Here is a 14,027-nt window from a genome sequence, read left to right on the forward strand (position 1 = left end):
TTCCTGTTAACGGATTCCCGCGAGGATGTCGAGCAGTTCGGCGGCCAGGGCCTCGACCGTGGTGCGCTCGAACAGACCGGAGTCGTACTCCAGCAGGCAGTCCACGGGTCCTGCCCCGTGCGGCTCGTAGAAGCTGAGCGTCAGGTCGGCGTTGAGCGAGCCGGTCGGAACGGGCTCGAACACGGCGTCGAGGTCCTCGACCGACGACAACCGGGCCTGCTCGTGGTGGGCGACCATCACCTGCGGCATCCCGAGACCGAGCGTCGCGGCCACGCGGGCGAACGGCACGTCCGACCGGTCGAACGCGGCCAGATCGGTCTCCCGCACGCGCGCCAACAGCTCGGTGAGGTCGGGATCCCCGGACACGTCGGTGCGCAGGACGACGGTGTTGAAGAAGCAGCCCACCAGGTCGGCGAGCCGTTCCTCGGTACGCCCCGCGACCAGGGACGCGATCGGCAGGTCGGTGCCCGCACCGTGCCGGGTCAGCAGGGTCGCCAGCGCGGCCTGGAGCACCATGAACATGCTCGTCCCGGTGCGCCCGGCCAGCCGGTCGATCGCCTCGTGGAGGTCGGGGTCGAGCGTGAACTCCACGTAGTCGCCGTGCGGACGATGGCCGGCGGAAGGCCGCCGGTCGTAGGGCAGTGGAAGGCGACGCGGCATGCCGTCGAGGGCCTGCCGCCAGTACGCCATCTGCCGTTCCTCGGTTTGGCCGACGACCTCGTGCGCCCACAGCGTGTAGTCGGTGTAGGAGACGGGGAGTGGCCGCCACCGCGGCTCGTCGCCTCGGCGTCGTGCGGCGTAGGCGGTCGTGAAGTCGCGGATCAGCGGCACGACCGACCACTCGTCCACGCCGAGGTAGTGGAGGGCCAGCAGCAGCGCCTGCTCACCTTCGGCGTTCGTCAGCAGGTGGGCGCGCAGGGGCGAATGCCCGGACAGGTCGGCCGGCTCGGTGGCCAGCGCGCGCAGCCCTTGATCCATGTCGGCGACCTGGACGAACTCCAGCGCGATGTCGGCGTGCCGAGGGCCCTCGTCGGTGCCGACGGTGCGCAGTGGCTCGTGGCGTTCCGCGAGGTCGGCGAGCGCGGCGGCGACGGCCGTGCCGTCCAGGCCGCCGTCCGGCGCACGCAGCGCCCACGCCATGTCGAACGCCTCGCCCGTGCCCTGTCGGTAGCGCGTCCACTGCCACTCCTGGGGCGGGGAGAGGGGCACGCTCTCCGGCCGTTGCGCCACGGGGCTCAGCGGGGGCCGGGCGACGTTCTCGTTCTCGTCGAGGCGTTCGGCCAGGGCCGCGACCGTGGGCGCGTCGAACACGTCGCGCAGGGCCGGCCCGGCGTCCATCACCGTGCGGATGCGCCCGAGCAGCCGCATCGCCGACATCGAGTGGCCGCCCAGTTCGAAGAAGCCGTCGTGCACCCCGACCTCGGGCACGTCCAAGACCTCGGCGAAGAGCGCGGCGAGCGCACGCTGCCGCGCGGTGACCGGCTTGGCCGAGCCGGTCACCGCCGACCAGTCGGGAGCGGGCAGCGCACGCCGGTCGAGCTTGCCGTTGGGGGTGAGCGGCAGCGGTCCGTCCAGCACCACGACGGTGGCCGGGACCATGTAGTCGGGCAACAGCGTCGCGACGTGGGCGCGCAACTCGGCCGGGTCGAGCGCCTCGGAGTCCGTTTCCGGAACGGCGTAGCCGATCAGGCGGGTGTCCCGCCCGCTTCGATCGGTGACCACGGCGGCCTGCCGGACGCCCGGATGCCGGGTCATCGCCCCGGCGATCTCGCCCGGCTCGATCCGGAACCCGCGGACCTTCACCTGGTCGTCGACTCGGCCGAGGAAGTCGAGGTTGCCGTCGGCGCGCCACCGGGCGCGGTCGCCCGTCCGGTACATGCGCGCGCCGGGCGGGCCGAACGGGCACGCCACGAACCGTTCCGCGGTCAGGCTCGGACGCCCCAGGTACCCCCGGGCGAGCCCCCGCCCGGCGACGTACAGCTCGCCGGCGACTCCGGGCGGCACCGGCCGAAGACGTGCGTCCAGCACGTACACGTTCGTGTTGGGGTCGGGCACGCCGATCGGCACCGCGCCCGTCCAGCCCTGCTCGGCGGGCCAGAGCGTGGAGTTCACCGTGGCCTCGGTCAGACCGTACGCGGCCAGCAGCCGCAGGTGCCCGGCCCAACGCGCGATCACGTCCGGCGGCACGGTCTCGGTGCCGACCAGCACGGTCGCGCCCTCGGGGAGCGTGCAGTCGGCGGGCAGGGCGGCGACCAGCGACGGCGGCAGGATCGCATGCGTGATGCCCTGCTCGTTGATGAAGTCGGTCAGCTCGCGCCCCGGCACGCGCGCCTCATCGGGAACGAGGACGAGGCGACCGCCGTGGCAGAGCGCCATCGTCAGCTCGAAGATGGTGACGTCGAAGCCGATGGAGGCGAACTGCAGCACACGGCTGCCGTGTGTCAACCCCATCCGGTCGACGGCGGTGGCGACGAGACTGCCGATGCCCTCGTGCGGAACGACGACGCCCTTCGGCCGCCCGGTCGATCCCGACGTGTAGATGACGTACGCGGCCTGGTCGAGCGTGACCCACGGGAAGGCCCGGCCCGCCTCGAGTTCGGCGAGTTCGGCGAGTTCGGCGAGTTCGGCGGCGACCTCGGGATCGTCCAGCACCACCAGACGGACGCCCTCGACCTCGGGTACCTTGCCCGCGACCTGCTCGGTCACCACCACCGCCGCGACGTTCGCGTCGTCGAGCATGTAGGCGAGGCGGTCGGCCGGGTGCGCCAGGTCCAGCGGCAGGAACGCGGCGCCGAGCTTGCTGACGCCCACCATCACCGCGACCATCTCCACCGAACGCGGCACCGCCACCCCGACCACGCTCTCCGGCCCCACGCCGTAGCGGGTGAGCAGCAGCGCCATGCGGTCTGAGAGGGTGTCCAGCTCCGCATAGGTCACGACACGGTGCCCGTCCACGACGGCGACGGCGTCGGGACGTTCGGCGGCGTGCCGCTGGAACATCTCGGGGATGGTCGCCTCGGTCACCACCCGGTCGGTGCGGTTGAAGTCGGTGAGGACCTGCTCGCGCTCCTCCCGGGTCAGCACGTCGATGTCGCCGACGCGCAGCTCAGGGGCGGCGACGACGGCGCCGACGAGGCGGGACAGCCGGTGCCCCAGCGTCGTGACCGTCGACCGGTCGAAGAGGTCGGACCGGTACTCCAGCACGCACGCGATCCGGCCGGTGTCGGCGTCCTCGGCGAAGCCGAACACCAGGTCGAACTTGGCCGTGCGCGCCTCGACCGGCTCCGGCCTCGCCTCCAGCCCGGCGAGCGCGAAGTCGCCGCCGGACCGGTTGCGGTAGCCGACCATCACCTGGAACAGCGGGTTGCGGTCGGGCGAGCGGACCGGGTTCAGCTCCTCCACGACGGCCTCGAACGGCACGTCCTGGTGCGAGAAGGCGGCCAGGTCCGTCTCCCGGACGCGCGCGAGCAGCTCGGCGAACGTGGGGTCACCGGACACGTCGGTGCGCAGCACCAGCGTGTTGACGAAGAAGCCGACCAGGTCGTTCAAGTCCTCGTCGGTGCGTCCGGAGATCGGCGCGCCGAGCGGAAGGTCGGTGCCGGCGCCCAGGCGGTGCAGCAGTGCGGCGACCGCCGCGTGGCACACCATGAACATGCTGGCGCCGCCGCGCTGGGCGATCTGGCGCAGGCCCGCGCAGTCGTCGGGGTGCAGTTCGACGACCACTTCGCCGCCGGACATGCTGGGACGCACCGGATGCGGTCGGTCGGTGGGCAGCTCCAGGCGTTCCGGCGCGCCGTCGAGGGTTTCCTTCCAGTAGGCGAGCTGCCGCGCGGCCAGGCTGCCGGGGTCGGAGCGGTCGCCGAGCAGCCGCCTCTGCCAGAGCGTGTAGTCGACGTACTGCACCGGCAGCGGCTCCCACGCGGGGGCCTGCCCGGTGACGCGGGCGGCGTAGGCGATGGACAGGTCGCGCAGGAAGGGCCCGTCAGACCATTCGTCCGTGGTGATGTGGTGGAGGAGGAGCGCCACCACGTGCTCGTCTTCGGCCGGCCGGACGATGGTCGCGCGCAGGGGCGGCTCGGCCGCGAGGTCGAATCGGTGTCCGAGCGCGTCGGCGAGCACGGCGTGGAGCTCCGCCTCGGTCGCCTCCACCACGCGGACCTCGGGGCGGGCCTCCTCGGCCGGTAGGACCTGCTGGAACGGTCGGCCCTCGCGTTCGGCGAGGAGCGTGCGCAGCGCTTCGTGTCGAGCCATGACGTCGGTCAGCGCGGCACCGAACGCATCGACGTCGAACCGTCCGCGCAGGCGCATGACCATTGGGAAGTTGTACGCGGCCGACGGCGCGAGCTGCTCGATCATCCACAGGCGCTGCTGGGCGAACGACGGCGGCGGCTCGGCGGGCCGGTCGTCCACCGGCACCGGTCGCGGCCGTTCGCCGGCGGCCGTCGCGGCGGCGGCGCGTTCGGCCAGTTCGGCGACGGTCGGCGCCTCGAACAGGTCGCGGATCGCCAGCTCGCAGCCCAGCACGGCGCGGGCGCGGCCGATCAGCCGGGTGGCCAGCAGCGAGTGGCCGCCGAGGTCGAAGAAGTCGTCGTCGATGCCGACCCGCTCCAGCCCGAGCAGCTCGGCGAACAGGCCGCACAGGGCCTCCTCGGCGGGTGTGCGCGGCGGGCGGCTTCGCGCCGCGGCGGTCACGGCCGGTGCGGGCAGCGCCTTGACGTCGAGCTTGCCGTTGACGGTCAGCGGCAGCCGCTCGACGAACATCAGCGCCGCCGGGACCATGTAGTCCGGCAGCCGCTCCTTGAGGCCCGCGCGCAGCGTCGCGGTCAGCGCGTCGGTGTCGTCCACCGGCCAGGTCTCCGGGGCGACGTAGCCGACCAGGCGCTTGATCCCGCCCGGACCGGACGCGTCGGCGACCACGGCGGCGTGCGCGACCCCCGGATGCTCCTCCAGGGCGGTGCCGATCTCGGCCGGCTCCACCCGGTAGCCGCGGATCTTGACCTGGTCGTCGGTACGGCCGAGGAAGTCCAGGTTGCCGTCCGGGCGGCGACGCACGAGGTCGCCGGTGCGGTACATCCGGTCGCCGGGCGCGCCGAACGGGTCCGCCACGAACCGTTCCGCGGTCAGCCCGGCGCGGCGGTGGTAGCCGCGGGCCAGACCGATGCCCGCGATGTACAGCTCGCCGGGAGCCCCGTGCGGCACCGGGCGCAGCGCCGTGTCCAGCACGTAGGCGCGGGTGTTCCAGATGGGACGGCCCACGGTCGGTGTATCGCTGTCGAGGGTGCCGCCGCCGAGCGTGTTGATCGTGTACTCGGTGGGTCCGTACAGGTTGTAGCCGAACGTTCCGGGGGTGTCCCGCAGAGTGGACCACACCGTCTCGGGGACCGCCTCGCCGCCGAGCAGCACCAGCGGCGGCCGGTGCCCGTCCAGCAGGCCCTCGTCGATGAGGTGGTGGGCGTACGTCGGCGTGACGTTGACGACGTCGATGCGTTCGCGGTCGCAGTACGCCACCAGCGCCTCGGCGTCGCGGCGCAGTTCCTCGTCACAGACGTGCACCTCGTGACCCTCGACCAGCCACAGGAGCTCCTCCCACGACATGTCGAAGGCGAAGGAGACCGTGTGCGCGATCCGCAGCCGCCGCCCGCCCGCCGACGCGATCGCCGGGTCGAAGATCGCCTCTCGGTGGTTGAGCTGCATGTTGGTCAGCCCCCGGTAGGGGGTGACCACGCCCTTCGGACGACCGGTGGAACCGGAGGTGTAGATGATGTACGCCGGGTGCTCCAGGCGGTCGGCGCGGGTGCGTTCGAAGCCGGGCCGTTCCGCGTCGGTGATCTCCTCGCCGGGCAGCGACGCGAGCACGGCGGCGACCTCCGGGTCGTCGAGCGCGACCCGGTGCGGCCCGTCCGGCAGCACGGACGCGGCGACCGCGGTCGTCGTCAGGACGCAGGCCGGCCCGGTGTCGGCGAGCATGTGCGCCAGCCGCTCGGCCGGATGGTCCAGCTCCAGCGGCAGGTAGGCCGCGCCGGTGCGCAGCACCGCGAACAACGCCGCGACCATGTCGGCCGAGCGAGGAAGCGCCAGCGCCACCACCCGTTCGGGCGCGGCGCCGTGCGCCAGCAGCAGCCGGGCGAGCCGGTTGACGCGGGCGTCGAGCTCCGCGTAGGTGAGGGTCTCGTCCTTGGCGACGACCGCGACATCGTCGGGGGTGCGCGCGGCCTGCGCCGCGAGCATCTCCGAGACGGTCTCGTCGGGAACGGGGCGTCGGGTGGCGTCCCAGTCGGCCGTCAGGGCCCGCCACTCCGGCGCCTCCAACGGGTCGAGGGCGCCCACGCACGGCGCCGCCGTGTCCTCCAGACCGTCGACGAGTCGTTCGATGAGGGTCGTGAAGCGCCGGAGCAGCGACTCGGCGAACTCGTGGTCGATGACGTCGGGGCGGTGGTCCAGCTTCATCCGCACCGGCGTTCCGGGCGTGACGACGAAGGTGATCGGGTAGTGGGTGGCGTCCAGGCCCTCCGCCTCGACGATGCCGTGCCGCTGCTGAAGCTCGGCCATGTCGTCCTCGTCGCCGAGGTTCTGCAGCACGTAGAGGGTGTCGAAGAGCCGGGCGTGCCCGGCCGCCTGCTGGATGTCGCCGAGCCCCAGGTAGTCGTACGGCATGAGCGCGACCCGCTCGCCCTGAACGCGCCGCAGCAGCTCCGGGACGGATTCGCGCGGCTGCAACGCGACGCGGACGGGGACGGTGTTGAGGAACATCCCGATGATGCCCTCCACACGCTCCACGTCACCGGGCCGTCCCGCGACCGCCGTGCCGAAGACGACGTCGTCGCCGCCGGCCGTGTTGGACAGCGCCAGCGCCCACGCGGCGCTGAACACCGTGTTGAGCGTCAGGCCGTGGCGGCGCACCGCCTCGTACAGCCGTTCGGTGAGCGGCACCGACAGCTCGGCGCGGCAGCGGTCGGGGATCACGGGCTCCAGCGCCCGGTCCACGGGGCCGACCAGGGTCGGCTCCGCCAGACCCGCCAGCGCGTCCCGCCACACGGCCTTGGCGCGGCCGGTGTCCTGGGTGTCCAGCCAGGCCAGGTAGTCGCGGTACGAGCCGGGTGCCGGCAGATCGGAGCCGTCGCCGTGCCGCTCGTAGAGGGCGATGAGCTGTTCGAAGAACAGCCATGCCGACCACCCGTCCCACAGGATCAGGTGATGGGTGATCACGAGCCGGTCGGCGTCGTCGCCGAGCCGGATCAGCAGCAGACGGAACAGCGGCGGCCGCGCCAGGTCGAACCGCCGCCGGCGGTCGGCTTCGAGGATGCGGTCCACCTCCTCCTGCTGCCGCTCGGAGGAGAGCCCCGTGAGGTCGATCTCTTCCAAGGGGGGCTGGGGCTCGGCGCTGATGAACTGGACCGGCTGCCGGAGCCCGTCGTTGGTGAACCCGGCGCGCAGGGCGGTGTGGCGCGCCAGCACCGCCGCGCACGCGTCGCGGAGCCGGTCGGCGTCGACGTGGTGGCTGAAGTCGAACGCGACCTGCGCGGTGTAGACGTCCAGCGCGCCGGTGTCGTAGCTGGAGTGGAAGAACAGCCCTTCCTGCAAGGGCGACAGCGGCCAGACCTCTTCGACCGGCCCCCGGCCCGCCCGCGAGATCCGGTCCAGCTCGTCGGCCGTGAGCGAGACCAGGGGAGTCGCGTCGTCGGACCGGTCCGCGCCGGTGACCTCCTCCGCGCCGGCCGCCAGGGCGGCCGGGGTGCGGTACTCGAACACGGCCTGCGGCCCGACGGCCAGCCCCGCCCGGTGCGCCCGTCCCGAGACGACGATGGACAGGATGCTGTCGCCGCCCAGCGCGAAGAAGTCGTCGTCGATGCCGACCTCGTCGGTCTCCAGCACCTCGGCGAAGATCTCGCAGAACAGCCGCTCGCGGTCGGTGCGCGGCGCGCGCGTCGCCGCGCGGTCGGCCTCCGGTGCGGGCAGCGCCTCCCGGTCGATCTTTCCGCCGGGCGTCAGCGGCAGCTCGTCGAGCACGACGACGTCGGCGGGGACCATCGCCTCCGGCAGCGTGTCGGCCAGGGACTCGCGCAGCTCGTCGCCGTCCAGGTGGATGCCCGGCTCGGGCACCGCGTAGGCGACCAGCCGGGCGCCGCCCGGTCCGTCGTGCCGGTCGACCACCGCCGCGCGCCGCACGCCCGGCTGCGCGGCGATGCGCGCCTCGACCTCGCCGAGCTCGATCCGGTTGCCGCGCACCTTGACCTGCCGGTCGGCCCGGCCCAGGTAGGTGAGGTGGTCCTCGTGGCGGCGCACCAGGTCGCCGGTGCGGTACATGCGCTCCCCGGGCGCGCCGAACGGGTCGGCCACGAAGCGCTCGGCGGACAGGCGGGCCCGCCCGTGGTAGCCGTGGGCGAGCTGGACGCCGCCGACGTAGAGTTCGCCCGCCGCGCCCGTCGGCACCGGGCGCAGGGCGGCGTCGAGGACGTACAGGCGGGTGCCCGCCACCGGCCGCCCGATCGGGACGGCCTCGCCCTCCGACGCTCCGTCGTACTCCCAGTAGGCGACCTGGACCGTCGTCTCGGTGGGCCCGTACACGTTGTACATCGGGACTTCGGTGAGCTCACGCCACTGCGCGGCGAACTCGCCGGTGAGCGCCTCACCGCCGCTGAAGACCCGCCGCAGGCCGCGAAGGATCTCCAGATCGCCGGCGTCCCTTGCCGACTGCAGGAACGCCGCCAGCATCGACGGCACCATCGCCATCGTCGTGACCCCGTGCTCGCGGATGCGGCTCGCGAGGTGGGCGGGGTCGCGCTGGCCGCCGGGACGGGTCAGGACGATCCCGGCCCCGGCGCACAACGGCCAGAACAACTCCAACAAGGACGCGTCGAAGCTCGCCGAAAGGTGCTGCAGCACACGGTCGTCCACGCCGAGCGGGAACCGCTCCCGCAGCCAGGTGAGCTGGCTGACGATGGCGCGGTGCGGAACGAGCACGCCCTTGGGGAGACCCGTCGACCCCGAGGTGTAGAGCAGGTACGCCGGGTGCTCCGGCCCGGTCGAGGTCTCGATGGGGCCGTCGTCGGCGGCGTCCAGATCGTCAAGGAGAACGCGCGACACGACGTCGGTGTCGGGCAGCCGCACGGCGGCCCCGCGTGTGGTGAGGACGGTGCGGGCGCCGGAGTCGGCGAGCATGTACGCCAGCCGCTCGACCGGCAGGTCCACGTCGAGGGGAAGGTAGGCGGCGCCCGCCTTCAGCGTTCCGAGCAGGGCGACGATCAGGTCCGGTGAGCGGGGCACCGCGACCGCCACGATGTCCCCCGGGCGGGTTCCCCGGGTACGCAGGCTCCTCGCGAGGGCGTCGGCGCGGCGATCCAGTTCGGCGTAGGTGAGGGTCGTGTCCGGCCCGCCGTCGCCGATGACGGCCGTCGCCTCCGGGGTCTCGGCGGCCTGCGCCGTGATCATCGAGTGGAGCGTGGGAGCGGCTGCGCGCGGTGCCTCCCCGGCGAGCGCGGCGTGGGCGCGCTCGCCGTCCGCCGGCGGCTCCAGCCGCGCGACGGGACGCGCGGGGTCGGCCGCCATCGTCTCGAGTACCGACAGCAGGCGTCCGGCGATGCGTTCGGCGGTGGCGGCGTCGAGCCTGCCGAGGTCGTGGTCGATCCGCAGCGACAGCGTCCGGCCGGGCAGCACGATCAGGGCGAGCGGGTACTGCTCGACGTTCGTGAAGTCGATGTCGGTGATCTCGACGGTGCCCGAGGGATCGCGCAGATCGCGCTCCTCGGGATAGTTCTCCAGGACGATGAGGGTGTCGAACAGGTCGCCCACCCCGGCGAGCCGTTGGATCCGCGCGAGCCCGAGGTACTGGTGGTCGAGCAGCGCCGACTGCCCGTCCTGCAAGCGGGTGAGCGCGTCGGCGAGCGTCTCCCACGGCCGCCACCACATCCGCACCGGAAGCGTGTTGACGAACATGCCGACCATCGACTCGATGCCGTCGATGTCGGCCACCCGACCGGAGACGGCCGTGCCGAACACCACGTCGCCGCGACCGGTCATGCCCCCGAGGAGGAATCCCCACGCGCCCTGCACGAGGGTGCCGAGCGTGAGGCCGTGCCGCCGGGCGCAGGCGGTGAGCTCGGCGGTGGCCGCCTCGGAGAGCTCGAAGCGGATGTCGGCGCGCCGACGGCCCTGTTCCGGCTCCGCGTCCGCGCCGAGCGGAGCCGGCAGGGCCTCGACGAGCCGGGTCGGCCCGTCCAGGTCATCGAGGGCCGTTCGCCAAGCGGCCAGCGCCGCGTCACGGTCGCGGTCCGCGAGCCAGGCGAGGTAGTCCCGATACGGGGTGACCGCGGTCGGCGGGCGGGATTCGTCGTTCCGCGGAGCGCCGGGGTGCTCGTAGGACTCCAGCAGCTCACGAAGCATGACCTGCACCGACCAGCCGTCGGCCACGATGTGATGGAACATGAGCACCAGCGAGTGGCGCTCCCCGTCGTGCCGGACGAGCGTGCAGCGCATCAGCGGGGGCCGTTCGAGGTCGAAGCCCCGGGCGTTCTCCTCGGCCGCCACGGACGCGGCCCGTTCCGCGCGTTCGGCTTCGCCGAAGCCGCTGAGGTCGATCTCGCGCCACGGCACGGTGGCCGACCGCCTCGGGACGAACTGCACGACCCGCCCGTCACCCAGCCGGGCGAACCCGGCACGCAGCGGAGCATGACGGTCGAGCACCGTCTGTGCCGCCCGACGCAGCGCCGCCGCGTCCAGGGGGCCGCGGAACTCGATGACGTGCTGCACGATGTAGACGTTGCCGGACGGCTCGTCGACGAGCGTGTGGAAGAAGAAGCCCTCCTGCAACGGGGTGAGGGGAAGCACCTCGTCGACCTCGCCCGCCAGGCGGTTGAGCCGGTCGGTGTCCTCCTCGCCCAGCGTCACCAGCGGCTCGGCGTCGTCCCGCGAGGAGCCGGAGACCCGGGCCACGGCGGACGCCGCCGCGAGCGCGGCGACGGTGCGGTTCCGGAAGACGTCTCCGGCGGAGAGGGACAGGCCGGCGGCGCGGGCCCGGATGAGCACCTGGATCGCCAGGATGCTGTCCCCGCCCAGCTCGATGAAGTCGTCGTCGACGCCGACGTCGGGCACTCCGAGGACCTCGGCGTACACGCCGCGCAGGAGTTCCGCGCGCGCCCGGATCTCCTCGTCCTTGAGCTGCGGGACGTCGCCGGTCGCGCGCGTGGCCGAGGAGGACTTGCGGCGGGAGGAGGCCAGGGCGGCGTAGTCGGGGGCGGGCAGGGCCTTGCGATCGAGCTTGCCGCTGGGCAGCACGGGGAGCTCGACCAGCGGTACGAACGCGGCGGGCACCATGTGGGCCGGCAGCCGGCTGCGCAGGTGGGAGCGCAGAGAATGCAGCAGCGCGCCCACATCACGGAAGCCCGACGGCGTGTTGGCGTAAGCGGACGGCTCGACCGGGCCTTCGTCGTCGGGGTGGTAGATCTCGCCGGTGTCCACGTTCGGGGCGGCGAAGACCACGTCGATGGCGCCGTCCGTCCTGCCGCTCGACCACGTCGCGGTCACCGCGTAGCCGAACTCTTCGCCGAGGCTCCAGAACGTCTCGGGGTCGATCCCGTCGGCGGCGGGCCCGTCCGGCCACAGGGCCCGCAGCGCCTCCAGGTCGGGGGACAGGCGGGCATTGGGAACGCCGGTGACGCGCAGGAGCGGCGGCTTCTCGGCCAGTCGGTCCGAGAGGGCCGGGAGGTCGGCGACGTCGGTGCTCCAGCGCAGGTCCAGGGTCTCCGACGGCCGCCGCGCGTCGTCCGACCGGGTGCGCAGGACGACGTCGTAGCGGTGGCGGCTCAGCTCGTTGTGGTGCCGGGCGCGCTTGATGCGCAGATCGACCGCCTGCACGCCGTCGACGGTGCGCGCCAGGGCGGGGAAGAAGTCGGGGTCGAGCAGCAGCTCGCCCTCCCAGCGCACCGCCTGGTCGACGGCCGAGCGCAGGTCCGGCAAGGCGTTCTCGGTGATCTCACCGTCGTGGCGGGTCATCTCCACGGCCGCCCTCAGGCACCGCAGCAGGCGCAGGTTGCGGACGTCTCCGATGAACACGCTGCCGCCGGGGGCGAGCAGGTCCACCGCCGTCCGCAGCACCTGGACCAGATAGTCGCCGCTGGGGAAGTACTGCGCCACCGAGTTGATGACCACGGTGTCGAAGTACGCGCGGGGCAGGCCGTCGAAGTCATGGGCGGGCTGGGCGCGCAGCTCCACGCGTTCGGCGAGGTCGGCGACCGCGTCGACCCGCTGCCGCAGGGTGGTGATCGCCTCCTCGGACAGGTCGGTGCCCCAGTACGCCTCGCAGTGCGGCGCGACCTGCGACAGGATCAGGCCGCTGCCGACGCCGATCTCCAGCACCCGGCGGGGACGCAGCGAACGGATCCGTTCGACGGTCGCCCCTCGCCACTCCTGCATCTGCTCCAACGGGATGGGACGGCCGTCGTAGGTGCTGTTCCAGCCGGTGAAGCCGTCGGCCAGGCCACCGTCGTCGCCGGAGGCGACGGCGGAGTAGAGCAGTTCGTGCAGCCGCTTCCACTCGTCGAGCTGCTGCGACTCCCGGCGCTCGTCGCGGCTCGCGGCGGGCCCGGTGGCGGGCACGACGTAGGCGACGAGGCGCTTGTCTCCGGGGCGGTCCTCGCGGACGGTGACCGCCGTCTGGGCGACCGACGGGTGCCCGTCGAGCACCGCCTCGATCTCGCCGGGCTCCACGCGGAAGCCTCGGATCTTCACCTGGTCGTCGGCTCGACCGACGAACTCCAGTTGACCGTCGGGACGCAGGCGCACCAGGTCACCGGTGCGGTAGAGCCGCTCGCCCGGCGCGCCGAACGGGTCGGCGACGAACCGGGTGGCGGTCAGCCCGGGCCGGTTGAGATAGCCGCGCGCCAGCCCGGATCCGCCGAGGTACAACTCGCCCGTCACGCCCACGGGCACCGGACGCAGCGCGTCGTCGAGCACATAGGCGCGGGTGCCCGGGTCCGGACGTCCGATCGGGATCGTCGCTCCCGGCTCCGGGTCGTCCGGGCACTCGCCCAGCGTCGAGTTGACCGTGGCCTCGGTCGGGCCGTACGCGTTGAACATGCGCCGCCCCGGCGACCAGCGGGCGACCAGGTCCGCCGACACTCGCTCCGTCCCGGCCAGCAGCGTGGAGTCCGACGGCAGCGTGCACTCCGGCGGCAGCGTGGCGAGCAGCGCCGGCGGCAGGATCATGAAGTTGACGCCGTGCGCGTGGGCGTAGTCGGTCAGCTCCGGGCCGGGCACCCGACGTTCGGACGGAACGATCACCAGGCGTCCGCCCGACAGCAGCCCCAGGCACAGGTCCCAGAAGGCGACGTCGAAGCTGGGCGAGGCGAACTGGAGGACCCTGCTGTGCGGGCCGACCCCGAGCCGTTCGGACTGGGTGGCGATCAGCTTGGCCACCCCGGAGTGCGTGACCACGACGCCCTTGGGCCGGCCGGTCGACCCCGAGGTGTAGATGACGTACGCGGCGTTCCGGTGGTTCAGCGCGACGCCGGGGTCGGTGTCGGGACGGGCGTCGATCTCGCGGGCGGTGGAGGGGTCGTCGAGCAGCAGGCGCGTCGTTCCGGCCGCGTCGGGAACGGACCGTGCCAAGGCGCCGGTGGTGACCAGGCACACCGGGCGCGCGTCGTCCAGCATGAAGGCCAGGCGTTCGGTGGGGTACTCCGGGTCGAGCGGGAGGTGGGCACCGCCCGCCTTGAGCACGGCCAGCTCGGCGATGATCATGTCCGGTGAACGGGGCAGCGCCAGCGCCACGATCCGCTCCGGACCGACGCCCCGCTCGACCAGGGCGTGCGCCAGCCGGTTGGCCCGCGCGTCGACCTCGGCGTACGTCAGCTCGGTGTCCTCGAAGACCAGCGCCACCGCGTCCGGGTTCTCGCGGACCCGTGCCGCGAACATCTCCGGCAGCGTCGTCGGCGGCACCCGGCACTCGGTGTCGTTCCACTCGACGAGAATCCGGTGGAGTTCTGCCGGAGACAGTTCCACACCCTGCTCAGCGTGCAATTCCTGGGTCACTA

The 14,027-nt window shown here is 73.0% G+C and carries 1 pseudogene; it reads right to left on the reverse strand.

The annotated features are described in order from the left end of the window. Positions 1–6: 6 nt before the first annotated feature. A pseudogene (locus DFJ69_RS27205) lies at positions 7–14,025 on the reverse strand (amino acid adenylation domain-containing protein); the annotation flags it as partial. Between the last annotated feature and the right edge of the window lie 2 nt (positions 14,026–14,027).

The sequence above is a fragment of the Thermomonospora umbrina genome (genome assembly GCF_003386555.1).
Lineage (GTDB): Bacteria > Actinomycetota > Actinomycetes > Streptosporangiales > Streptosporangiaceae > Thermomonospora > Thermomonospora umbrina.